This window comes from Halpernia humi (genome assembly GCF_900108025.1).
In the GTDB taxonomy this organism is placed as follows: Bacteria; Bacteroidota; Bacteroidia; order Flavobacteriales; family Weeksellaceae; genus Halpernia; species Halpernia humi.
Map to the genome: position 1 here is coordinate 465,162 of NZ_FNUS01000001.1, position 25,338 is coordinate 490,499.

At 31.6% G+C, this 25,338-nt stretch carries 24 protein-coding genes; 8 read left to right on the forward strand and 16 right to left on the reverse strand.

The features are described 5' to 3' along the window. Window positions 1-181: 181 nt before the first annotated feature. Window positions 182-1,771 (forward strand): ABC1 kinase family protein, encoded by a 1,590-nt coding sequence (locus C4S29_RS02160; RefSeq protein WP_233740464.1) that lies wholly within the window; start codon window positions 182-184, stop codon window positions 1,769-1,771. A 95-nt stretch (window positions 1,772-1,866) separates the two neighbouring features. On the opposite strand, the gene C4S29_RS02165 is transcribed toward C4S29_RS02160, so the two are convergent. The 7 genes from C4S29_RS02165 to C4S29_RS02195 form a co-directional block, all read right to left on the reverse strand. Beyond that, complete coding sequence (locus C4S29_RS02165) at window positions 1,867-2,406, reverse strand: hypothetical protein (RefSeq protein ID WP_103912482.1); 540 nt, start codon at window positions 2,404-2,406, stop codon at window positions 1,867-1,869. Between the two features lie 35 nt (window positions 2,407-2,441). Then, complete coding sequence (locus C4S29_RS02170) at window positions 2,442-5,456, reverse strand: thrombospondin type 3 repeat-containing protein (protein ID WP_146063241.1); 3,015 nt, start codon at window positions 5,454-5,456, stop codon at window positions 2,442-2,444. Between the two features lie 160 nt (window positions 5,457-5,616). After that, a complete protein-coding gene (locus tag C4S29_RS02175) occupies window positions 5,617-6,339 on the reverse strand; it encodes a hypothetical protein (RefSeq protein WP_103912484.1) in 723 nt (240 codons plus the stop codon). Window positions 6,340-6,477: 138 nt separating this feature from the next. After that, a complete protein-coding gene (locus C4S29_RS02180) occupies window positions 6,478-6,834 on the reverse strand; it encodes a helix-turn-helix transcriptional regulator (RefSeq protein WP_103912485.1) in 357 nt (118 codons plus the stop codon). Window positions 6,835-6,920: 86 nt separating this feature from the next. Beyond that, on the reverse strand, window positions 6,921-7,997 hold the full coding sequence (locus tag C4S29_RS02185; protein ID WP_103912486.1) for a hypothetical protein: 1,077 nt from the start codon (window positions 7,995-7,997) through the stop codon (window positions 6,921-6,923). Window positions 7,998-8,113: 116 nt separating this feature from the next. Further along, window positions 8,114-8,851 (reverse strand): hypothetical protein, encoded by a 738-nt coding sequence (locus tag C4S29_RS02190; RefSeq protein ID WP_146063242.1) that lies wholly within the window; start codon window positions 8,849-8,851, stop codon window positions 8,114-8,116. 228 nt (window positions 8,852-9,079) lie between these two features. Then, entirely contained in the window at window positions 9,080-10,573 is a 1,494-nt protein-coding gene (locus tag C4S29_RS02195) for a tetratricopeptide repeat protein (RefSeq protein WP_146063243.1), read from the reverse strand. Between the two features lie 200 nt (window positions 10,574-10,773). On the opposite strand from C4S29_RS02195, the gene C4S29_RS02200 reads away from it, so the two are divergent. Then, window positions 10,774-12,120, forward strand: coding sequence for a DEAD/DEAH box helicase (locus tag C4S29_RS02200; RefSeq protein WP_103912489.1), 1,347 nt, complete (start codon window positions 10,774-10,776; stop codon window positions 12,118-12,120). 60 nt (window positions 12,121-12,180) lie between these two features. On the opposite strand, the gene C4S29_RS02205 is transcribed toward C4S29_RS02200, so the two are convergent. Further along, window positions 12,181-13,344 (reverse strand): iron-containing alcohol dehydrogenase, encoded by a 1,164-nt coding sequence (locus C4S29_RS02205; protein WP_103912490.1) that lies wholly within the window; start codon window positions 13,342-13,344, stop codon window positions 12,181-12,183. Between the two features lie 236 nt (window positions 13,345-13,580). Here C4S29_RS02205 and uvrA point away from each other — a divergent pair, with 236 nt between their 5' ends. The 5 genes from uvrA to C4S29_RS02230 all read left to right on the forward strand — a co-directional run bounded on the left by uvrA (window position 13,581) and on the right by C4S29_RS02230 (window position 19,694). Further along, the gene (gene uvrA / locus C4S29_RS02210) at window positions 13,581-16,415 is read left to right on the forward strand and encodes an excinuclease ABC subunit UvrA (protein WP_103912491.1); all 2,835 of its coding nucleotides are present in this window, start codon (window positions 13,581-13,583) and stop codon (window positions 16,413-16,415) included. Between the two features lie 347 nt (window positions 16,416-16,762). Continuing rightward, window positions 16,763-17,260, forward strand: coding sequence for a GNAT family N-acetyltransferase (locus tag C4S29_RS02215; protein WP_103912492.1), 498 nt, complete (start codon window positions 16,763-16,765; stop codon window positions 17,258-17,260). 48 nt (window positions 17,261-17,308) lie between these two features. Next, window positions 17,309-18,073, forward strand: a complete 765-nt coding sequence (locus C4S29_RS02220; protein ID WP_103912493.1) for a class I SAM-dependent methyltransferase — start codon at window positions 17,309-17,311, stop codon at window positions 18,071-18,073. A 231-nt stretch (window positions 18,074-18,304) separates the two neighbouring features. Then, on the forward strand, window positions 18,305-19,180 hold the full coding sequence (era, locus tag C4S29_RS02225; protein ID WP_103912494.1) for a GTPase Era: 876 nt from the start codon (window positions 18,305-18,307) through the stop codon (window positions 19,178-19,180). Between the two features lie 91 nt (window positions 19,181-19,271). Continuing rightward, window positions 19,272-19,694, forward strand: coding sequence for a DoxX family protein (locus tag C4S29_RS02230; RefSeq protein WP_103912495.1), 423 nt, complete (start codon window positions 19,272-19,274; stop codon window positions 19,692-19,694). Between the two features lie 507 nt (window positions 19,695-20,201). Here C4S29_RS02230 and C4S29_RS02235 read toward each other — a convergent pair. The 3 genes from C4S29_RS02235 to C4S29_RS02245 form a co-directional block, all read right to left on the reverse strand. After that, window positions 20,202-20,465, reverse strand: coding sequence for a hypothetical protein (locus tag C4S29_RS02235; RefSeq protein ID WP_103912496.1), 264 nt, complete (start codon window positions 20,463-20,465; stop codon window positions 20,202-20,204). A gap of 10 nt (window positions 20,466-20,475) precedes the next feature. Then, window positions 20,476-20,883: a hypothetical protein gene (locus tag C4S29_RS02240; RefSeq protein ID WP_103912497.1), complete on the reverse strand. Its 408-nt coding sequence runs from the start codon at window positions 20,881-20,883 to the stop codon at window positions 20,476-20,478. Between the two features lie 128 nt (window positions 20,884-21,011). After that, entirely contained in the window at window positions 21,012-21,479 is a 468-nt protein-coding gene (locus C4S29_RS02245; protein ID WP_103912498.1) for a hypothetical protein, read from the reverse strand. A gap of 43 nt (window positions 21,480-21,522) precedes the next feature. Between C4S29_RS02245 and C4S29_RS02250 the strand changes: the two genes are divergently transcribed. Continuing rightward, complete coding sequence (locus C4S29_RS02250) at window positions 21,523-21,924, forward strand: hypothetical protein (protein WP_146063244.1); 402 nt, start codon at window positions 21,523-21,525, stop codon at window positions 21,922-21,924. A gap of 78 nt (window positions 21,925-22,002) precedes the next feature. Here C4S29_RS02250 and C4S29_RS02255 read toward each other — a convergent pair whose 3' ends face one another. From C4S29_RS02255 to C4S29_RS02275, 5 genes are all read right to left on the reverse strand, one after another. Beyond that, window positions 22,003-22,707, reverse strand: coding sequence for a glycoside hydrolase family protein (locus tag C4S29_RS02255; protein ID WP_103912500.1), 705 nt, complete (start codon window positions 22,705-22,707; stop codon window positions 22,003-22,005). A gap of 244 nt (window positions 22,708-22,951) precedes the next feature. Next, window positions 22,952-23,392 carry a hypothetical protein gene (locus tag C4S29_RS02260; RefSeq protein WP_103912501.1) on the reverse strand — a complete coding sequence of 147 codons (441 nt, stop codon included), beginning with the start codon at window positions 23,390-23,392 and terminating at the stop codon, window positions 22,952-22,954. Window positions 23,393-23,398: 6 nt separating this feature from the next. After that, window positions 23,399-23,578, reverse strand: a complete 180-nt coding sequence (locus C4S29_RS02265) for a hypothetical protein (protein ID WP_103912502.1) — start codon at window positions 23,576-23,578, stop codon at window positions 23,399-23,401. A 42-nt stretch (window positions 23,579-23,620) separates the two neighbouring features. Next, window positions 23,621-24,499, reverse strand: coding sequence for a hypothetical protein (locus tag C4S29_RS02270; RefSeq protein ID WP_103912503.1), 879 nt, complete (start codon window positions 24,497-24,499; stop codon window positions 23,621-23,623). Window positions 24,500-24,515: 16 nt separating this feature from the next. Beyond that, entirely contained in the window at window positions 24,516-25,190 is a 675-nt protein-coding gene (locus C4S29_RS02275) for a hypothetical protein (protein ID WP_103912504.1), read from the reverse strand. Window positions 25,191-25,338: the final 148 nt, after the last annotated feature.

Sequence of the window (25,338 nt, forward strand, 5' to 3'; positions counted from 1 at the left end):
TTTCAATTTATGGTTTGTTTATTATCTTATTTATAAAATTAAAAATCTAATAAAATCTATTTGTTAAAATTTAAATTCTGTATTTTTATAGTTTAATTATTTCTAAATTTAAAATCCTAATTCCAATAAATTGCTACAAAAACAACATTTAAAGTTAAAGCGAAGTGCAAAATTAATTTCTGTGCTTTCAAAGTACGGTTTTAAAGACGTTTTGGCGCGTATGAATCTTCAAAATAAGGAACAAATTGTAGCGGATGAAGTTTTCAATAAATCGGTTTCTGTGCGAATTAGAATGGCTTTGGAAGAAATGGGACCAACTTTTGTGAAATTTGGTCAAGCTTTCGCCGGAAGAGAAGATTTGTTGCCGAAAGAATTAATCTTTGAACTTCAAAAATTGCAAGACAATGTCGTTCTGGAAAATCTGGATTTAGAAACTGTTTTAGCCGAAAATCTTGGTGAAAATTACAGCGAAAATTTTTTAGAAATTTCGAATATTCCTTTGGCATCGGCTTCTATTGCGCAAGTTTATACCGCAACTTTAATTTCTGGTGAGAAAGTAATTTTAAAAGTTAAGCGGCCAAAAATCGATAAAATGATCAAAGGCGATCTGCTTTTGATGAAAGATTTGGTTTCAGTTTTAAACAATTATTTTGAATTTGCTGAGAATTTAAACCTCGAGCAAGGCATCAATACATTTGAAAAATCGCTTCTTCAGGAATTGTCTTTTGTGAACGAGCGTGAAAATATAGAACGTTTTGCAAAAAATTTTAAAAATGATTCGCGTACAATTGTTCCTAAAGTTTTCGCCAATTTATCAAACAACGATGTTCTTTGTTTAGAATTTATAGATGGTTTTAAAATAACAGATTTTGATTCTATTGAAAAATATAATTTAAGTGCTTCAAAATTGGCTGACCAATGTTTAGAACTTTTTTTAGCCCAGATTTTGGAACATGGCTTTTTTCACGCAGATCCGCACGCTGGAAATATTTTGGTGACGGAAGAGGGAAAAATTGTTTACATTGATTTTGGCGCGACAGGAATGATATTTCCGTCAGATCGTGAATTTTTAGAAGATTTAATTATCAATTTAGTCTTAAAAAATGTTGATCAATTGATTGTTAATTTGAAAAAAGTAGCGTTAAAATTTGAGATTAAAGATGAGAAAAAATTAAAAAATCAAATCTTAGAAATCTTAAATTTGGTGGATTCCAATTCTTTAAAAGACATAAAATTAGAAATATTAATAGAAAAATTTCAGGCGATTTTGTTTGAAAATAAAATCATTATGCCCGATTATTTTATTTTACTTTTTAAAGGCGTTACTTTGATAGAAGGCGTTGGAAGACTTTTAAATCCAGAAATGGACGTGATCAAAAGTGCACAACCTTATATTTCAAAAATAATGCTTCAGCGTTTGAATCCAAGTTATTTAATTGAAAAAGGTCTTCAAAAATTAACAGAATTTCAAAATAATCTTCAGAATATTCCCTTAGAATTTCGAAGTGTTTTATCTAATTTAAATGAGGGAAATCTCACTTTTAAAACAAAAAATGAAGAATTAAAAAACACCAATATTTTAATAAAACAAAGTGTTACAAATCTTATTTTAGCATTTATTTTATCTGCAAATATTATCGCAACAGCAATTCTTTGGAATAGCGAAGGTGCGTTCATTAGAGGGAAGATTCCTTTTATTGTTTTTTGGTGTTTTGGAATTTCCATGCTAATTAGTTTTATTCTTTTGTTAAGATTATTGAAAAAATCTTGAATATTTAGATTTTCTTCATCTTTTTAATTAAAAAGAGATAAAATAAATCAATATTTTATCTCCAATTAAATTATATTAAATAAAATTTTTATGTCTTATGGCTTCCAAAACGTCCATTTAGCTCCGTTGAAAACTGCTAGCCTTTTAGCTCCTGTTTTATTGATATAAACCATCATTCCTGGTGCAGGATCTGTGATATCATCGGTATTTTGTACCATCGGCAAAACCATAGCTTTATCTGTAGATTCTAATATTAAAACGCCATTTACAGGTGATGTATCTGACCCAATAATTGCACCTTTTGTGGTTTGTTCTATAGCAGAAGCGGGTTGAGATGATAGATACGAACTAACGTTTGCACCATTGCCGCTACTCAAGTCTTGCCAAGAACCGTTGTAGTATTTTACTTTTGCATCTAGTGGATTGGTCGCGTCTAAAAGAATAGTGCCTTCTGCCAAACCAGAACCGGCAGGTAAAATTCTGTCGTAGGGAAGTATAATGCCTTTGTTTTGCTTGGAAAATTCTAATAAAACAGATGTTTTGTCGTTTGCTGTTCCTATGTCGTCACCTACGATTACTTGAGAAAGGTAAAAAGATACTATGAACAAACAAATTGTTGAAGATATTTTTTTCATTTATTTTTATTTTTTGGATTTATAATAAAATAGTTTTATTGGCATGTAGCCTTACTGAAACATGCCCAAGTACCATCAGAATAAATTTTTAAGCATTTATCTGTTGTGTCATAAACCATCATTCCTTCTTGCGGAGTATTAATATTACCTAAATTTGCTTTTGCAATTCTTGTAATTACAAAACCTTGCTTATTAGATTCTAAGGCAATATGTCCTGATTTTCTTGACAAAGGCCAATTATCCTGATTATCAGTACCGGCTCTTTTTAATAAAGTAATTCCCATTTTGGTTTCGGTTCCTGTTCCATTATTTACTGGGTCTTTATAACATACGTACGAAAGTGGGTTTGCAGGAAAAGCGCAACTTGCCAAATCTCCCGCACCATTGGTAGGTGATAAGTTTCCAATTAAAGAAATGGAAAAATCGTTATTCATTTTATATAAATTAGAACTGTTGGTGATTAATAATTCTCCTGCAGAATTAAATGCAATTCCACTAGGTCCATTTCCTATATTCTGCTGTGTAATTTGTTCTAATACCATAGGAACTGCTCCAAGATCTGTCTTCGGTAATGGGCCTTTTGCTCGGAAAAGAATTGTGGTAGGTGAAAAATTAGTGCCTGCCAAAATCCATAAATCACCATTGCCGTCTATTGCAAGATCTCCACCACTGTAAGTATTTAGAATCGTAATTAGATCGTTTCCGTTTTGATCTACGAAATAATTTGTGATACTTGTCCAAGTATTGTTACTTATGTTATAATATTTCAATTCGTTTGAAGAAGTGAGGGCATAGTACCCTAATCCATCGTTAGTTACGGTACCTCTATAAATGTAACCAGATGTACTTGCTAAGGTCTGATAAATATTAGTATTAGGATCATAGCTTACAAAAGTATTTCCGCTTCCATTGTTTTGATTTAAAACATAATAAAACTTGCCTGTAGCAGGACTATAACCTAAAGCATTTGGGCCATTAGGAGCACCTGAAAGTGCAGTTGGATGGGGCGTTGTATTGATTACTGTTCCCAATGCACCTGAAGTATTTGAATTATTAAACGCTCTTATTTCTCCAGTAACCGAACTTAAACTATAAATTTTATCTGTACAATCGAACGGCGGAACCACGTTAATTGTTACAGTATTACTTAAGGTTGTGCAACCACCCAAACTTGTAACAAGTGCTTTGTAATATCTCGTCGCTATCAATGTCCCCGGAGTATATGTAGAATTTGTTGCTCCGGAAATATTACTGAAAGTTATATTGTCTGTAGAAACTTGCCATTGAATCGTTCCAGTAGCTCCTGTTAGTGACAATGCTGCTGGTGTACTTCCGGAAGTTATGGTTTGGTTTGCACTTGCAGTTCCTGCAACTAATACTGGATTTGCCGTTTGTGAAGTTCCAATCGTCTGTCCTGAACCGGCAACAGTAGGCACGCCATAACTTGCAGAAGTCGATGATGTATTTACTGAATTTCCAAGATTTTGAGTGATAGGCTGGTTGTAACTTCCACTTGTAGCTCCAACATTACCGCCAGACATTGAAGAGTTTACCAAATCGGAAGAGGTGAAACTTGCGCCACCTTCTATAGCATCCGGACAACCATCGTTATCTGAATCTAAGTCTAAATAATCTGGGATTCCATCGCCGTCTGTATCTCTATGATTGCAATATGTAATTGTATTTCGTAATATTTGAATAAGACCTCTTGTTCCTTGGCTCATTGCATTTGTACCTCCAGGAGCATCAAATGCTGTGTAAATCCAGTTGTGCGTTGCTCCATAATTAGTAGTTAATGGTGCTATATTAGGATCTTGAGTACTTAAAGTGTTCTGATCTAAGGGTCTAGCGTAATACCCACTAAACCATTGAGTTGGTAAACTTGCATTATATTCCAAATTATGAGTTGACCACAATCTTAAATTAGTCTGACTACTATAAGAAGACAAAGAGGTGCTCAAAACTGGCAAGTTACCAAAAGTGGTAGTAAAACTACCCAATTGATCGATTCTTGAAGTTTGAAGAAGATATCTAAATCTACCGTCGCTAAATGTATTTGAAGATCCGGAAACATCTTCGCTTGTATTGGTGTTATTTGGTGGAAGTCCTGCATATAAAGAGTTTGAGTCAGGCACTATAGCAATTGATCCAAAAAAATCATAAGCAACTTGCCATACATGATTTACCCCTGTGGCACTATTATTTAAGTCAGAATAGGTAAAGGGAACATTAAAACTGTTGCCTAGTCCTGGTACAGCAGATCCTGAAGTTAATGTATATACTATATTAAAAGTACCACCATTAATCCCAAAACTAATATTTGCATTAGCAACAGATGCTGCTATATTCATAGTATAGACACTTTGACTTTCGCAAAAACCTTCTACTGTATCTAAAATCCCATCATTATCATCATCTAAATCGCAGGCGTCTGCAATTCCGTCTCCATCTGAATCTGGATTGGCTGCTGAAGGGGCACAAGAATTTATTACTGAAGATGAACATAAACCTATTACCGAACCAGCTAGACCTCCGTTGCCACTGATAACTAACTGAGTATAATTACTTGGCGCTGTTATTTTAAATATTCCGCCACCGCCATTACTTGGTGACCCTGGCGCGTTTGCTCCTGATAAAATTAGATTTCCGCTAATCGTTGAGAAACAGTTAGCTCCTGCAGAAATAGAAACCGATCCTCCATCTGAATTAAAAATAAAGTTTTCATTATTTGGAAGATTTCCTGCACCTGTTCCTACAATTACGAATACCAGATCATTTACTGGCCTATCAAAATTTAGTGTAATGCTCCATGGGCTTGCGACTAAAGGGGTTGCTGGGTTGCCACGTCCTACGTACAGAGAGTTGTTAGATGTAGTTACATTCCCACTACAAGTTGTAACACTATTCGTAAAATTGGTAACATCACCTGTATATGAACTTGTGATTGTTACGCCATTCAAAATGGTGGTGCCAGATCTTGGTATTGCAGCTGTACCAGTTTCGCATGTAACTTGAGCATTGACGTTAAAGCTCAGAAATAGAATGAGCAAAAATAAGTTTTGCTGTAATTTTTTTTTAAAAATCATTTGTTTAATTTTTTTTTAAGTGTTTGTGTTTTATAATTAACTGAGATTTTTTTTATTTTTAAGACATAAAAATCATGTTCAATATTTCTAAATATTGAAAAAAATTAAAATGAAATGTGAAAAATTATAGAATTAGAGGAGGAGGAGGTCTGGTAAAATAATTTTCATAAACTGTAATTGTATGAAAATAAACGCTATCTTGAACATTAGTCTTTAGAGTAGTATCAATAATATTTTGATACTTATATTCAGTAGATACTCGAGTAAATTTCTTAACCTTTGAGAAAGTTTGGCTAAAAACTCCAATATTTTTTAAAGTATTACAGCCATTAAAACTAGATGATTCCGAATCGGATTTGTAAACAACTAAAAGATTGCGATCTGGTATTCCTCGTTTTATTTTATTTTTTAAATCCTGCAGGTCATCCTTTGTGCTTTTCTCTATAATTGTTTTTCTTGCTAATGAGTTTCTTTTTGCTTCTGGATGTATTATAACAACCTTAGCAAATAATTCATTTTGCGGCGCATAGACTATAGAAATATCTTTAACATAAATAATCCCTTTTGAGTCAGATTTTTTCGAAGAAACATCCAAATTATTTGTTATAGAAGATTTTTCTTCTTCCTCTTTTTCCTTTATACCGTTATAAACAGTAACTCCCGGTAAAACAAATATTCCTAATTTCGTGACGTTAGAAGAGTTATTATTCTTCTTATCAATAATAGAATCTTTCGCTAAATGTTGACAAAATAAATTGGTAGAAAACAATATTGAAAAGCAGAAAATCATCTGCAAAGTACAGATGTAATCTTTTCTGATTACTTTGTTTTTTATTTCCTTAACCATTTTGTGTTTGTGGGTGCAAAGGGAAAGAATATTAATAATTTAACAAAAAAAATAGATACTCTAAATCTACCCTTTAATTTAATATACTATCAACCAATACGTTACAAAATTCAGGCTGTAAATTATTAATGATTAAAATTATTGATAAAAGGTTTTTAGCCAAATGTATATATCTTCTTTTGACTTAATATTTAACTTTTTTCTAATATTATACTTCTTATTTTGTATTGTTTTTGGAGAAAGAAATAGAATTTCTGCAATCTCTTTTGTTTCAAAATTCAGATAAATAAATGCCAAAATATGTAATTCATTTTTTTGTAAGTCTGCATTAAGTTTTGTGAGATTTTTAAAAAAGTTGGGATAGAAATTTTGAAATTTATTATAAAAATTAGGATCTCTTGATTTTGCAGATGTATAAAGAATATCAATATCTTCCATTTTCATACTTTCCTCTATGAATTCTTTATCAATATGATCTAAAAATTTTTTTTTCATTTGTGTTTGTCTGTTTGTAATAATAATCAAACATCAAGAAGCATCTCTTGTGATTCTTGATGTTTATAGATTATTAAGTTTTCATTTTATTGAACAGTTTGCGCAGTTATTGTTAAGAAATCTAAAGGTGTTTCACCAAATCGTACAGTGAAAGGGGCTATTATAGAACTATAAACCCCACCTGTTAATTTTATAGTGTAATTTCCTGGAATTAGCTTAAGTGTTTGCGAACCATTAAAGTAATATTGACCGGCCACACTACTATCTACTGAACTAAAAGCTAATGGAATTCCTGTGGCTGCAAAAAAAGTATTGATAGGAATTGTAGAACCAGAAGGAACGGCAGTAAATTGTAACTCAGAATCAATTCTTCTTGTTTTGCCATCGTTAAGATTAGCCATATCTCGAATAGTGTATGATAACTGATAATCAAAAGTTACCAAAGAAGGATAATCTACAGTAAAAGTCACTTCTTTTATAGTATTTCTTACAGCAACACCAGAAGAAGTGATTTCTACAAAATTAGGTGAAATATCTGCAAAATCTCCCCCAAATATTACTGCATTTTGTTTCGGTATAGTTTTCAAAACACCATTAGAATCTGCAACTACAATATTGTCAGTTGTTGCTGTTCCTATATTTGTATTTATGGTTCTTACCCGCACGTTTCCTGTGCTAACATCTAACTTTTCAGTAGGATTATTGGTTCCTATACCCACGTTTCCTGCACCAGAAAAAGAAGTATTAAATCCAGCGGTTGTAATTTCTGTATTTTTAAGTAATGTACCTCCTAATTGAATATTATTTCCGGTTTTAGTAAGCCCATTATCACCGGTTACGGCTGCAGGTATCATTTTTACCCAAACCGCTCCATCAAAATAATAATATCCCGCAGAAGTCACATTTGTAGTTTTTGTAGTTGGTGAAGTTACGGGCGCAGTTGCATATACAATAGCACCCGTTTGCGCAGATGTATAAAGCGCATCTTTGTTTGCCAAATCATTTCCTGAAATTCTTGGCGCTATAAATCCATCAATTTTGGTTGCGTCTAAAGGAGTAGCAACAACATCTAAAGTTGCTTTTGGAGTTTCAGTATTGATTCCTACTTGGCCAAAAGCAGTTGTAGAAATTAAGATTAATAGTAGTAATGTATTTTTTTTCATTTTTTTTTTTAAGTGTTTGTGTTTTATCAGTAAATGAGATTTTTTAATTTTTAAGACATAAAAACCCTGTTCAATATTTTTAAATATTGAAAAATTAAAAAAATTGAATAGGAATCTTAGAGAATTAGAGGAGGAGGTCTAATAAAATAGTGCTTTAAAAACATCCAAGATTTTAAAGCATTTAATCTTTGATTATAGAGATTAGATAAAGAAAATTTAAAAATCCTTTTAGTCGTTAATCCATTTACGGTAGAAATAGATTTTTTGGAACTGTAATTAGAACTAGATATTGATATAGCAATAATTTCTGATTGCTTACTGTTGTAAAAATTAGAAGCGCTTTTTGTAGAATTAAGAAATAAATCGGATTTTTTGGCTTTTTGTATCGTATTTTTAGTAGCAATTTTTTCATGTTTTTTCTTTTGCTTAGTAAAAACCTTTGCAGTTTTAACATGATTATTTAAAGGCTTTATTTTTACTATTTTAGCATCTAAAGAATTTTTAGCAACATATATAAAAGAGCCTTCTGCAAAATAAATTGTTGCTTGTTCAAATGATTTTTTGTGCTCATCATTCGTTTTATTCTCAGCTATTGGGTCTTTTTTTATAAAAGTTCCAAGTTCAATATAATTTTCACTTACAGATAAAGTTGAGTTGTTCTTATCATAAAATGTTGAATTGCTAGGCGTTGCCTGCTGCTGAGCAATTATTAAATCAAAACAAAATATCATAAAACAAACAAGCATCCTAGCAAAGCGGCTGCTTATTTTCCTACCTATCTTGTTCTTTTTAATCTTCATTATTTTTGCATTTCTCCTAAAATGAACAAAAAGAGTTTTGAAATCAGTACTCATTTATACTAATTTACAAGATGAGGGAACAGAACAGTAGATTTTCTTTTCGTTTGAAAAAACTATTCCTTATCACCTTGCAATTCATCCATCGTTTGTGTTCGATGCTACAAAAAAAGTAAAATTAAAGTTTAAAAGTAAAAATGATAATACTCTAAATCTACCCTAATTTATAATAGTTTGATTTACAGAGTTATCTACAGCTGTTTTTAAAGGTTTTTAAAAGAAAATTTAGTTGATGTATGTACGCAGCCAAATATAAAAATCTTCTTTTGAAGGAATTTTTAACTTTTTCCTGATACTATGCTTTTTATTTTGTACTGTTTTCGGAGAAAGAAATAAAATATCTGCAATTTCCTTTGTCTCAAAATTTAAATAGATGTATGCCAAAATCAACAATTCTTTATTTTGTAAATTAGAGTTGATTGCCAATAAGTCATTGTTAAAATTAGGATATAATTTTTGAAATTTATTGTAGAAATTAGAATCTCTAGATTTCGCCGACTCATATAGGTCGTCTACTCCGTCTATCAGTTTCTTTTCAAGTCTTTTAGAATTAAATTCTTGCTCCTGTATAATTTTATCTTTCTGATCTAAAACTTCATCTTTCTTTTTATTAAAAACAAAATAAAATAGTAAACCCATTATAAAAACAGAAATAATAGAATAAAGAATAATTTTATACTTATATTTTTGTTCTTCTTTATTTAGATTATTTTCAAGGTTTTGTATGGTAAAATTCACACTTCTTGCCTGTGCATCTTTATAAGAATCATTAAAATTTTTATATGCATCGAGCATTTTTCTTTCTTTCTTAAAATCACCAATCTTATTGTATGTTTCTGCTAGGAGTTTGTAGACATTTAAAAGATGTTGTCTGTTTTTACCATTTGAGGCTAGTTCTAAAGATTTTTCTAAGTATTTTATTGCTTCTCTATTTTTATTCTCCTTTACATACAAATTAGCGTAACGATAATATAATACTGAAAAATCATAGCGTTTAACATTTTTTATTTTTTTAAATGAAACCTCGGCCTTACCTAAATATATTTTAGCAGAATCTAAATTGCGACCTATGTAAAAACTTCCAAGATCAGAATATATACTTGGGCCTGGTAAATTAGTTAAAGCTTTTTGTAGATAAAATAAAGCAGAATCATTTTTATTATTATCTAGAGTTAATGCCCGAACACGATAGGCGTATTCTAAAAAAATTTTAGAAGTAGTTAAATTTTCTACTTTTTTACAATAATAGATCCCTTTAGAATTATATTTCAGACTAACATCATATAGCCCCAAAGTAAAATAAACCTGTGAAAACTCTTGAAATATCTTAGCATATGTTTCGTTGTCTGCCGATATTTTATCTGCCAAAACTTTAGCTTTATTCAAATATTTAAGACTTACGTCTGGTTTAGACAGATTATAATACTGTATCCCTAAATTAATATTTGCCCAAATTTCTCCTTTTTTATAATTTTCTTTTTTAGCCTTTTCAAGCATTTCTAAGTTCCACTTAATAATGTCTTTCCGAGGAATGTTTTTAGACAACATTTCCTCAGATTTTTTCTTAATTAGTGAGTCAAATTCCAGATTTTTAGATTGAGATCGTAATCCCAAAATAAAAAATAAAGAAATAAGTAATATTATTTTGTTTTTTAGTTTCATCATTAAAAGTCTTAATTTACCGTTTGGCAAAATCAAATGTGTGTGTTTGGACTGCAAAGATAAACGTAATTTTAAATAAACCTTAGATTCATTTTTATAATAATTTAAACTGATTTTATACCAATGTAGATACGAAAAACAATGAATATTAAAATCTAATTCGATAGAAATTTTGAAATTATTATCAGCAAGAAGGAGGTTGAAAAATAGAAATTTTACACTCTAAAATAATAAAACCAATTATATATCTTTGCAAAATGGAAATAAAGACGTTTGCAGATTTTGATTTGCCTGTAAAAGTGTTGGATGTTTTAGCAGATGACAACTTGTTTGAACCAACGCCAATTCAGAAAAAAAGTTTCAGCCACATTCTTTCTGGCAGAGATGTGATGGGAATTGCACAAACCGGAACCGGAAAAACTTTGGCGTATGTACTTCCAATTTTAAAACAATGGAAATACAATAAAACCGGAAATCCAACGGTATTGGTTTTAGTTCCAACCCGTGAATTAGTCGTTCAAGTGGCTGGAATTTTAGAAAATTTAGCGCAAAATCTTACAGCAAGAATTATTGGCGTTTATGGCGGAAAAAATATTAATACACAGAAATTATTATTTAAAGATGGTTGCGACATTTTAGTTGGAACACCTGGAAGAATAATGGATTTAGCCATCGATAATGCGATTTCTTTAAAAGAAGTGAAGCAGTTGGTCATCGATGAATTTGATGAAATGCTGAATTTAGGTTTCCGTCCGCAACTCACGCATATTTTCGAAATGATGAAGGAAAAAAGACAAAATATTCTTTTTTCTGCGACGATGACGGAAAACGTAGATGCGATGTTGGAAGAATATTTCGCCGGACCAATCGAGATTTCTTTAGCAAAATCCGGAACACCTTTAGAAAAAATAGAGCAAATTGCCTATAAAGTTCAGAATTTTAATACTAAAATTAACTTGCTCGCAAATTTATTAGAAAGCAACGAAGATTTATCTAAAGTTCTGATATTCTGCAACAATAAAAAACACGCCGATTATCTTTTTACCAAAATTGATGAATTATTTCCTGGCGAATTTGATGTCATCCATTCAAATAAATCTCAAAATTATCGTTTGCGCGCCATGCGGAATTTTGAAAATGAAGATTTACGCGGGATTATTACGACGGACATTATGGCGCGTGGACTGGACATTTCAAATATTACACACGTTATTAACTTCGAAATTTCCGAAATTCCTGAGCAATATATTCACAGAATCGGGCGAACTGGTCGCGCCGATAAAAATGGAATTTCAATTTCTTTCGTAACTGAAAATGAAGAAAAATCACTTCTAGAAATTGAAGTTTTGATGAATAAGGAAATTACACTTCAAGATTTTCCTGAAAATGTCGCGATAAATCCTCTAAAAATTGCTTCTGAAAAGGATGAAGTAATTATGAAAGATATCGCGCCCGTGAAAATGTATGAAGGCGGCGGCGCTTTTCACGAGAAGAAAGAGAAAAATAGAAAAATAAATTTGGGAGGACCAACAAAAAGAAATCCACCAAAAACAAAACCTTCAAATAGAGGGCAAGCAAAGACTAAAGCAAAACGTAAAAAATAACTTTAATAAATCAAAAAATCGCGATAAAATTTTACCGCGATTTTTTGATTTAAAAATGAATTAATAACTCATTTCTACGATTTCTTTCACATTTTCTGGCGTCAGGTTTTTGTTTTCACCAATTCCAGTCATGTTTCTTTCCGTAAAAGTGTTTTTAATCTTTTCAGAAATTCCTTCATAATCATTCGTGTATTCAGAAAGTTTAGTGTCAATCCCTAAACTGTGGAAAAATTCTTCCATTTTTTTAATGGATTTTTCCGCTCTGTCATCAACTGAACCTTCAGTAATTCCCCAAACTCTTTCGCCATATTGTGCTAATTTTTCTTTTTTATCTTCAAAAGCAAAACGATAGCGTGAAGGCGCTATTACGGCCAAAGTTCTGGCATGATCGATTCCAAAATTTGCCGTTAATTCATGTCCAATCGCGTGAACTGCCCAATCTGTCGGAACACCTTTTTGGATCAAACCATTTAAAGCCATCGTGCAGCACCACATGAAATTTCCTGCCGTATCGTAATTATAATCATCATTTAATAAAGGCTGAGAAACTTCTTGCAAAGTCTGTAAAATACTTTCAGAAATTCTGTCTTGCAAAGTTGCCGAAGTCGGGTAGGTCATGTATTGTTCCAAAACGTGCGTGTAAGCGTCCATCACGCCATTTGCCAATTGTTTTTTCGGAATACTTTTGATAACTTCCGGATCAAGAATTGAAAATGTTGGGAATAATCCAGGTCCGCCACTTGCTAATTTTTCTTTCGTTTCTCGTCTGGAAACCACAAAACCGGAATTCATTTCTGAACCGGTTGCCGGCAAAGTAAGCACGGTTCCAAATTCGAGTGCTTTTCCTTCTAAAATTCTTACAGGTTTGCTTAAAATATCCCAGGATTCACCATCGTATTTTGCGGCTGCGGCTAAAAATTTTGTACCGTCAATTACTGAACCGCCGCCAACTGCCAAAAGAAAATCAATATTTTTTTCATTAATAATTTTTAAAGCGTCCATCAAAGTTTCATATTCTGGATTTGCCGGAATGCCACCAAATTCCTCTACATCAAAATCTTTTAACGTCGCTTTCACTTGATCATAAATTCCATTTTTTTTGATACTTCCGCCGCCATAAAGCATTAAAATTTTAGCATCTTTTGGAAGTTCTTCCGCTAATTTTGGGATTGTGTTTTTACCGAAAATAATTTTAGTCGGATTTTTATATTCAAAGTTTAACATAATAATTTTTTATTTGTTCAAATTTACGAAAATCGCTTTTAAAAGGTGAATAAGTGAATGATAGATAAAAGTAATAATGCTTCTTAATTTGTTGATTCTAATGTTTTTACTAAACTATTTTTAAATTCATATTTATAGATTCTTAACATCACAAAACTATTATTAAACTTAAAAATTCCGTACTTTTGCAAGATTGCAGATTTTAGAATGTTTGCAATAAAAATTCTAAAGAATAAATGAGCGATAGCAAAGAATATATAGAAGTTTACGGTGCGCGTGAACACAATTTAAAAAATATTGACGTTAAAATTCCGAGAAATGAACTGGTTGTCATTACCGGACTTTCCGGCAGTGGAAAATCTTCCTTGGCTTTTGACACTATTTTCGCAGAAGGACAAAGACGTTATATCGAAACTTTTTCGGCTTATGCGCGTCAGTTTTTAGGTGGATTAGAACGTCCGGATGTTGATAAAATTGATGGATTATCGCCTGTAATTGCCATTGAGCAAAAAACCACCAATAAAAATCCGCGTTCCACAGTTGGAACAGTGACAGAACTTTACGATTATTTGCGTTTGCTTTTTGCGCGTGTTTCCGACGCTTATTCCCAAACTTCTGGTAGAAAACTTGTGAGTTATACGGAAGAGCAAATTTTGGAAACCATTAAAGAAAATTATAAAGACCAAAAAGTGCTTTTACTTGCGCCAGTTGTGCGTTCCAGAAAAGGACATTATCACGAACTTTTCGTGCAATATGCAAAAAAAGGTTACGGACAAGCTAGAATTGATGGGGAATTGCAAGATATTGAATACGATTTAAAACTTGACCGTTATAAAACCCACGACATCGATATTGTAATCGACCGCTGGATTATCGGTGAAAACGCTTCAGAATTAAGAATGGAAAAATCTCTGAAAACCGCTATGCAAATGGGCGACGGTTTGGTAGGAATCCAGAATTTTGAAACTGGGGAATTACAGTATTTTTCCCGTAATTTAATGGACGACGATACCGGAAATTCTTTGGCTTTGCCAGAACCAAATACGTTCTCGTTTAATTCGCCAAAAGGAAGTTGCCCAAATTGTAAAGGTTTGGGAATGGTGAAAAGAATTAACACCGATTATTTTGTAGAAAATCCAAAATTATCCATTAATCAAGGTGCATTATTGCCTCTTGAAGATATTAAATCTAATAAATGGATTCTTGCACAAATTAAAAATATTCTTGAAATTTTTGGTTTTGATCTTTCAACGCCTTTTAATAAAATCCCTGCGGAAGCCTTAGATTACATCTATAATGGCTGTCACAAAGAAATCAGCAAAGATTTAAAACTCGCCGGAATTACAAAAAAAATAAAAGTCAATTTTGATGGTTTAATCCCCATTTTGGAAGAAATGGTGGAAGATAAAGAAAGTTATGACGCGGTTTTAATTGAGCGCCATTTCACCACGGAAGAAGTTTGCCCAGTTTGTCACGGCACGCGTTTGATGGCTTCCAGTTTAAGTTTTAAAATTGACGGACAAAATATCGCCGAAATTAATGCGCTTCCTTTATCAGAATTAATGGAATGGTTGCTTCAGATCGAAGGAAAATTTAGCAAGAATAAGAAAATTATTGCCCACGAAATTTTAAAGGAAATCCGAACAAGATTACAGTTTCTTTTAGATGTTGGTTTAGAATATTTAAGTTTAAGCAGAAGTTCACGAACGCTTTCTGGTGGGGAATCTCAAAGAATTCGTTTGGCAACACAAATCGGTTCGCAACTCGTAAATGTGCTCTATATTTTAGATGAACCTTCCATTGGTTTGCACCAAAGAGATAACGAAAGATTGATTGCTTCACTGAAAAATTTGCGTGATATCGGGAATTCGGTGATTGTTGTAGAACACGATAAAGACATGATTCTGGAAGCGGATGAAGTTTTAGACATCGGTCCGCGCGCCGGAAAATTTGGTGGCGAAATTTTTTGGCAAGGAAAACCAGAAGATTTATTAAAAGCCGACACAATCACCGCAGATTACATTAACGGAAAAAGAAAAATCCCAATTCCTGAAAATAGGAGAGAAGGCAACGGAAAATCTATTGTTTTAAAAGGCGCCACAGGAAATAATTTAAAAAATGTAACCCTAGAAATTCCTTTGGGAAAATTGGTTGTGGTAACTGGAATTTCCGGAAGTGGAAAATCTTCTTTAATTAATGGAACACTTTATCCAATTTTAAATCAGCATATTTACCGCGCTGTAAAAGAACCATTGCCGTATAAAAAAATTGAAGGCATTGAAAATATCGACAAAATTGTTGATGTTGATCAAAGTCCGATTGGTAGAACGCCACGCTCAAATCCTGCGACTTACACGGGAATGTTTACCGATATTCGAAATCTTTTTGCCGAATTACCAGAAAGTAAAATCCGCGGTTACAAACCGGGAAGATTTTCCTTTAACGTAAAAGGTGGAAGATGCGAAACTTGTCAAGGAGGCGGTTTAAAGGTTATTGAAATGAATTTTTTACCCGATGTTTATGTGCATTGCGAAACTTGTCATGGTAAAAGATTCAACCGAGAAACTTTGGAAGTGCGCTACAAAGGAAAATCCATTTCAGATGTATTGGAAATGACAATTGATGAAGCCGTAGAATTTTTTCAGCCAATACCCAAAATTTTCATTAAAGTAAAGACTTTGCAGGACGTCGGTTTGGGTTACATCACGCTTGGTCAACAATCCACAACGCTTTCCGGTGGGGAAGCGCAACGTATAAAACTCGCGACAGAATTATCCAAAAGAAATACAGGAAATACGCTTTATATCTTAGATGAACCAACGACTGGACTGCATTTTGAGGACGTTCGTGTTTTAATGGAAGCCATCAATCAATTGGTAGAATTGGGAAATTCTTTCGTGATTATTGAGCATAATTTAGATGTTATAAAACTTGCCGATCACATTATTGACGTTGGTCCAGAAGGTGGAAAAAATGGTGGTGAAATTATCGCCAAAGGAACGCCGGAACAAGTTGCAAAGTCTAAGAAATCTTTGACAGCGAGGTTTTTAAAGAAGGAGTTGGAAGGCTAAGAATGTGTTTTTTAGGGCAATCTCTTATTTTTTTTAACAAGCACACTTCGTAAAAAAAAAATAAGAGCCGGGCTGTCCGCTATATCTTTTCTAATTTTTTTTGCAAAAAAATTTAGAAAAGGATGCCGCTTCCATCACTATTGCGAAAATTGTGGTAATTTTTTCACTTTTTTAAGAGTTTAAAACTATGAATCAAATTAATTTTAGTCAATCCTTTTGAATATACGAGCCTTAGATTCCTACGGAATGACAAATTTGCTTCTTAAATCTGTTCCTTTTTCAATAAAAAATATCATAAAAAAATCCACAAAACTTTCGTTACTTTTGTGATTTAAAAAACATTCTAAATGAACTACGAAATCCGTGAAATGCAACCCGAAGATGGGGAAGTGGTTTTAAAAATTTTTCAGGAAGGCATCGATTCTGAAAACGCGACTTTTGACAATGAACCACCAACTTGGGAAGTTTGGGACACCAAACATTTCAATCTTTGCCGCTGGATTTTGGAAGATGAAAATAATGAAATTGTTGGTTGGGCAGCCATTCAGCCTGTTAGTAACCGTGATTGTTTTCGTGGCGTTGCGGAAGTTAGTATTTATTTAACGGAAAAAGCACAAGGAAAAGGTCTCGGACAAATGTTGCTGCAAAAATTAATTTTAGACAGCGAAGAAAAAGAATTCTGGACTTTGCAATCCGGGATTTTTCCAGAAAATGAAGCAAGCGTTTCAGTTCATCATAAATTGGGATTTGTAACTGTAGGCCGACGTGAAAAAATTGCACAAATGAACGGGAAATGGCGTGATATTGTACTTTTAGAACGACGCTCTAAAATCGTGGGAATTTAAAATTTAATTTTATCTAGCAGATTTATCAAATAAAATCAATAAAATCTTTTGAAAAAAATAGCCAAATTTCTACTAAATAAAATCCCGCGACCTTGGTTAATTTCCTTGAGCGTAATTTTTCGACCTTTTATAGTACTTTTTTTTAAAGGAAATAAATTTACAGATCCAATCGACGGTAATTCTTACCGAAAATTTTTGCCTTATGGTTACGGAAAACAAAGGGAAAATGCACTGTCACCGGGAACTTTAAGTTTAGAAAGACACCGCCAAATGTGGCTTTATTTAAAAAATGAAACCGATTTTTTTACAAAAAATTATAAAGTTTTACACATGGCACCGGAACAATCTTTTTTCAAACGGTTTCGAAAGATGAAAAATCTGGAGTATTTAACAGCCGATTTATTTTCGCCGATAGTAGATGTGAAAGCCGATATTTTAAATTTACCTTTTGAAAATGAAAGTTTTGATGTCGTTTTTTGCAATCATGTTTTAGAGCATATTGAAGACGACAAAAAAGCAATGTCGGAACTTTATCGTGTGATGAAACCTGGCGGTTGGGGAATTTTTCAAGTTCCCATGAAAAATTCTTTAGAAAAAACTTATGAAGATTTTAGCATTAAAGATCCCAAAGAAAGACAAAAACATTTCGGGCAATATGACCATGTTCGTTGGTACGGAATGGATTATTTTCAGCGATTAGAAAGCGTTGGTTTCAAAGTTGACATTAATTATTATTCTAAAAAATTCTCTGCAGAAGAGAGAAAAAGATTTGGTTTAAATGAAAATGAAATTTTGCCTTTGGTTTTTAAATAATAATTTTAAAAATAGTTTTTAAAGTAAAAAAGCAATTAATTCAAATATTTTTTTTCAATATGAAAGTGGGATAGTGGTGTAAAACTTTTCATTAGTATATTCCTGAAAATTAATCCTTAAAAATCACTAAATTTGCCTATTAAAAATTTCACAAATAATCTTAGAAGAAAATTTTAGAAATGACAAAATCTAAAATCTAAAATCTAAAATCTAAAATCTAAAATCTTTTAAATGCACAAAGCAGGATTTGTAAATATAGTAGGAAAACCAAACGCGGGAAAATCGACTTTGCTCAATCAATTAATGGGCGAAAAATTAGCGATTGTGACGCAAAAAGCCCAAACAACAAGACACAGAATTTTTGGGATTTATAATGAAGAAGACCTTCAAATTGTTTTTTCAGATACGCCCGGCGTTTTAGAACCGAAGTACGAATTGCAAGAAAAAATGATGGATTTTGTGAAAGATTCTTTGCAAGATGCAGACGTTTTTTTATTCATCACGGATATAAAAGATCAAGACAAACCATCGGAATATTTGATTGAAAAATTAAACAAAATTCCCGTTCCAGTGCTGCTTTTATTGAATAAAGTAGATGAAACGACTCAGGAAAAAATGGAAGAGGCGGTTGCCTTTTGGCACGAGAAAATCCCTAAAGCTGAAATTTTACCGATTTCTGCTTTAAAAGCTTATAATATTGATTACATTTTACCAAAATTAAAGGAACTTTTACCAGAAAATCCGCCTTATTATGATAAAGACCAAATAACGGATAAGCCGGAGCGTTTTTTTGTAAATGAAGCCATTCGGGAGAAAATTTTATTGAATTACGAAAAAGAAATTCCGTATTCTGTAGAAGTGGTGACCGAACAATTTCAAGAAAAAGAAACGGCAATCGTCATTGATGCAGTGATTTATGTGGAACGCGACAGCCAAAAGGGAATTATTATTGGGCACAAAGGCGAGATGATAAAAAAAGTTGGAACACAGGCAAGATTAGATTTAGAGAAATTTTTCGGTAAGAAAATTCACTTAAGCCTATTTGTGAAAGTTCGAAAAGATTGGCGAAAAAATGAGCGCGATTTAAAAGGATTTGGTTATAGATAAATACCTATAAAAGTAATTAAATAGATGGTTTTCGACAATATTTTTGGTAAGCGATTTTATTTTTATTAGTTTTGGTAAAATATTTTACTTTATGAAGTTCAATAGTATTTCGCATAATACCAATGCGTTATCAATAGTTCTGCTGATAGCCAGAATTTTTATCGGATTCGCAATGTTGACGCACGGCTACCCGAAATTGCAAAAATTATTTTCTGGGGAAAATATAGAATTTTTTTCTCTTTTTGGATTAAGCGCAAAACTATCATTGGCTTTAGCAGTTTTTGCTGAATTTGTCGGCTCTTTTTTTATAATTTTAGGCCTATTTACCAGAACTTTTTCGGTACCTTTAATTATTACAATGTTACTCGCGGCGTTCTATGTGCATGGCAATGATGCTTTTAGTGAGAGAGAATTAGCACTTTTATATTTATGTGTTTACATTATGCTCTTCGTTTTGGGCGGTGGCAAATATAGTATAGATGCGATGATGCAAAAGAAAACCAGGGTATATTAAGTTTGTAAAAGCCTTTTGCTTTTTGTCGTCGTCGTAGAATTCCATAGTAATTGTACATATTTTGTTAGAGTAAATTTTTCGTTTTAACATAATATTCTATTTAACATAATATAAATTATAGGCAGTTTTTTAATTATAGTAATTCAAAATTTTTGGAACTTTTTAACTTTGTAAATCTAATTTTTAGTGTTATTTATTGCAATATTAAAAATTAATTGATTAAAAACAAAATTTAAAGTTAAAATAAAAAATATTACTTTGGCTTGTGAGGTATAAAACCACCCTTTCTATATTGTCCTATAAACCGACCACTTCGCCTAACATAAACGTTTATTCTTTGCCACGAAGAAAAATTTTTATCCAAATATTGAGATAACAAGTAAGGAGAATGTACATAAGTGTATTTTATCAACATCTTTTTTTCGTCAAAAACAATGACACTATAATCATTTTTATTTTTAAACTCAATCACTACGAAAATTTTTTAAAGTTCCAATAAAAACAGATTTAGGCATCTGTACTTTCAATATCTATTTTATTATCTTTTTGCTTTATAGAAGTTTTTCTTTTTTGGTTCATAAATTTATAACGTGCCAAATCTGAAAAGAAAGCAATTATTTGAACAACCAAAATTAATACAATTTGAGAAATTATAGGGTAAAAAAACTCTAACGAAAAAACACCAGTTAAGCCAAGAGTAGAAATTAACGAAAAAGGATGTTTCTGAAAAACATCCTGTAAAGAACTTAATTTAATAAATTGATGAAACATATTTTTATATCTAAGGTTTTGGGTTTGAATTATCTACGCCAGTGGGCTGAACATCATTAGAACCAGTGCCAGTACCTGTTTTAACATCTGAACCAATACAACTACAATATACATTAATAGTCTCATTTCTATTTATTCCTGTTTGATAAGGATTAGGCGGCGGACAATTGCAAGGAACATCGTCCAAAGGCAAACCCAAATCACCACCATGTTGGGGAGGTGGTAAAATATCAATAGGATTTTTTACTACTGGATAATCTGTTTTAGTTTTATCATCAACAGAAGAAACACCACCAGAACTTACGGGAGTTATTTTATTTGCGGATGAATTAGCACCGAAATATTTCCACAATGCAAGAAGACTTAAAACGATTGCAATTAAATCAATTGTTTTATTTGAATTTGATTTTTTATACATTTTATTTATTTTTTAAGGATTATTTGTTATTTCAACAGTTGTATATGATGTTAGATAAAAACAAGCAACTACGATTACAAAGTATTTTAAATATTGGGTTTTAAACATTTTTTTTAATTTTGAAAGAATTACAGATTAACAGTAATTTTAAAGTTATTATTTGTTAATGGTATGAACTCGCTTAACTGAATTTGATTTGAATCTATTAACGACTGAACAGTATTTTTAAACTTAACAACATCTTTATTTTGAGGGGTTAAATCAACGGCTAGACATTGATTGTAATCATTCAAATTTTCATTAGTAGGCTTTTCATATCCACGACTAATTAAAACAGGCGACCCAAAAGCAATTCTTATTTTATCCATAATTCGAGAGAGACCGTACCAATTTTTTAGATATGCTGCAGCAATATCGAAATTTTTAAAATACTCCTGTTTGGTAAAATATTTAGGCTGATAATCTGTAAAATCAGCAGAACCAATGCCTAAACTTAAAACAGATTTTTTATTAAAACTTTGAAAAATGAAATAACCTATAACGCCTAAAAAAGACTGTAAGAAAATGCTTTTATAATTTACTTTATTGTTTGGCATAATTTTTTATATTTTTGTTTTTATTAACACTAAATTTTTACAAATGAAAACTTTATTTTTTCTATTAATCCCTACTCTATTTTTTGCGCAATCTAAAAAAGAAATAAAAAAAATAGAACAGAAAATAAAAAACTCTTATTATTACTCATTTTTATCGGACAACATTAACTTAAAAAAAACCGCTAAATTTTACGCATGTTTAGATAAATATTATAAAGACGTAAATATTTACGAAGACAAACCATTTTTAAACAAAAAAGAATTTTTAAAAAAATACCCAGAATATTTTTCAAAAGACGGAAAAGAAGAAAGAAATCTCAACCAATATCATTATGATAAATATTATGAATTTGCTTCAATGATGCAACTAGCATACATGCACGAACAATTCGACGAAAACGGAAAAAGCATCACATTTCCAAAATGCATAAAAAGCGAATTTTAATAAAAATTTTTAACATTAACTTAATTATTAAGAAGTTTACCAACAATAAAAAATAAAAAAAAAAGAGTTTACTAAATCCTATAAATAAGCAGGTATCTTAATTTTTCCCTGATTATATAATTTAGCACTTGCTACTTGGTCGTAAAATCTACCATTCTTTGGAAATTGATTTGTAACAATAGACAAATTTTTATCTATTTCAAAGCCCATTAAATAGTTGGCTAATCTAAATCTAGAAATAAATATACCGACAAAAAAACGACAATCTGAACCAGTTAAGAAATTTGCACCAATACCATTTCTAGTTAACAACCAATTAGCAAAAGAGACATCAGTACTTAAATTTTTCTTTAAATTATCCTGACGGGTTTTAGTAAATCCATTAAAAAACAAATAGTAAATAACATCTAATTGCTTTTGAGACAAAGGAACTAAACAAGCCGAAGCAAACGCTTTAGTTCTATCAACATAAACCTTACTTACAATTATAGCCTGACTATTTAAATAATCTGTAGAGTAATATTTACCTTTAACAGGTTTAGAACCATCAGAAAAATAAGTTAAACCAGTTCCAACAGTAACAGGGTCGCCAACACGTTGATAAGCAACATTTGAAAAACCCTCAATCTTGCCCTTGACTTGTAGAATAGCATCGGAAGGCCTCCAATTATTAATAAAAAAACTATTATTATTATTATTATTATTCACAGTACTATTTTTTAACAGATCATCAAACCATTTACCAAAAAAGCCACCAAAAAGTAGAAAAGGAAAAGGAAACATTTATTTATTTTTTTTTTAAAAAAGGCGTTTAATATCAAAGTATTAAACGCCTTTTAAATTAACACTAAAACTATTTTTTTGTAGGTTTTTGAACGGGAGCGTTTTCTTTATGCCAAATGTTTAAAGAATCAACTTTCTCAATAACTTGTATTACTAAATTCGCATAATAACGAATTTTCGGAGCGTTTTCAAAAATGAATGTCAAAACGTTTTTTAATTTCATACCAATATATTTTTTTTTTGATTAATAAACTTTTCCAAAAAATCCAGTAACACGCTTTCCACTTCTCGTTACACCACTACCATTTGGGGAGATAACCAAGCCTAATTCTTTAATGAAAATTTTCTTTGTGTCTTTTGACATTAAACACCAGTAGGTTTGCGTAGTTCCCATATCCCTATTGACAACCTCAACAACATAACGCATACTAATTTTACCGTCTTGGCTTGCATGTTCTACACCATCAACAGGAAAAGCATTAGCCGTCATTAAACCGTTTTTTGTCTTTCGCCAAGCATTTACAGAAGTCCCGCCCTCATTCTTTCCCTTTTTTATTCGGGAATAAACAGCACCACTTTTTTTCTCGTTTTGAACAAAATTATAAGAATTATTCTGTTCATAATTATTACCGCCAAAGCGTTGATTTCGGCTTCTATTACGATTTTGATAGTTTGAATTTCTCATAATTTATTATTTAAAAATTCTACTTCTATTTTTCTCGGGAATCCAAAAATACAAACCAAGAACACCAATAGCGATAAAAACTATATAGCCAAGATTTATAAGTGTCGCTCCTGTACTATCTTTTACAAGAGGAGTATTTAAAAATTCCTCTATTTTATTGACAGTTTGTGTTTGAGTTACTTCCATTTTTTCATTATTTTTTTTTGATTGATTAATAAAATTTATTTTTTACTTTTTCTTTGATATAATAAGATAAGCGACAATGGCTAAAATTATATATAAAAAAGTATTCGTTTGAGGTTGATTGGTTGCACTTGCAGACCAAATGATATTTCCATTTTCATCTACTCCAATTTGAACAGCACCTGCAAAAGGTGGTACATTTCCAGTACTTGAACCAGTTCCAGAGCCCAAATTTTCGTTAGGGAATAAAGAATTTTTTGCCAAATCTATATACGACTTCGGGTCAACACCATCAGTCAAAGCCTTTTGAGTTAAAGCAGGAACTACGGATGAAGTGAAAATTTCAGGGGTTATTTTGCTTAAATCTAAAGTGGAATACATTCCACCTTGCTTTGCTTTGTAATCTGTGCCTTGATAAGAGCCCCCATCCCAATTGTGTTTTGTTACTTCGGTCGCATTAAACTTTGTTAAATCCAAACTATCTAAAACACTTTGAGCGGCATCAGCATATTTCTGACGTAAGGATTTTGAACATCCGCTTCTATACCTTGAAATTTCAATAGCACTTTCACGCACTACGCCATCACAAAATGTGGCTAACTCGGCTAATTTATTATAATCTTGGGAATTTTGGGCAACGGTGGCTCTATTCTGCAAGTCTTTCAAACAATCATTCAAATTATTTTTATCAAAGGCTTGACTACCTAAACAAGAAAAATCAAAACCACTTTTTAAGAAACCATCAAGTCCCGGAACTAAATTTGCGAAAATTCCAATACCTTGACCAATTGGTCCGAGTAAACTTGTAACACTTGTAATTGAAGAACTGGAAGACCCGAGAAAATCAGATACATTGAATTTTGAAGTTGAAGCGTTACCGCTTAAATTTCCACTTAATTGTTTTGAATTTATAATTTCTGACATAATACAAATATTTTTATTATGATAAAACTAAATAACAAACACAGTTACCTTTAAGCGTTACGATTTGATTAACAGATACAGAAATAGCCATATAATCTTCTCCATTTGGAATATTTGAGGAAATTAAATCCATTCCATAAAAGACTTTTTTATTTGTGGCTGGCTTACCTACTTCTCTTTGCATAACAATTGTTTCAAAACTTTCGGCATCGGTTGGGATTAAAAGAGTTGGATAAAATTCAGTATCTAAATCTATTTGCTCATCAACAACAACTTTTTTAACAACTAAAGGGGAATTTGTATCAACTAACAATTTGTTTAATTCATACTCAAAAGAAGTGGGAACAGTAGCAGAAATTACACCGTTAACATCGGTTTGTGGGGTGTAGTCAATTGTAACTAAAATCTTATCATCTTCACTTAATACCAAATTCTTACCTATTGAAAAAGGTAAAACACTCGGGTAATTAGGGAAAAAACTTCTAAACAAATCTTTTAAATCTTCAAAAACACCGCTATATAAATCTTGATTTGGTGCATTTCTAGAAATTTTTGTTAACCTAATTTTGACATTGTCAACATAAGGAGCAAATTCGGGATTAAATTTCAAATTTAAACTTTGGCAACTTTCGCTAACTTCAAATTGAATTTGATTGTTTGCCGTGTCTATTGTTTTTCTAATGAATGACATACTTTATATTTATTTGTTAATATTTATTTCACAAATGTAGTATGCAAACGCCATAGGGTGGCGGCAAATGGCAGATATTTGTTTTTAAATGGTTTTTACTCAATCTATTAAAAAATATGCATTATAATGCTTCAAAAGAACTCGTTTT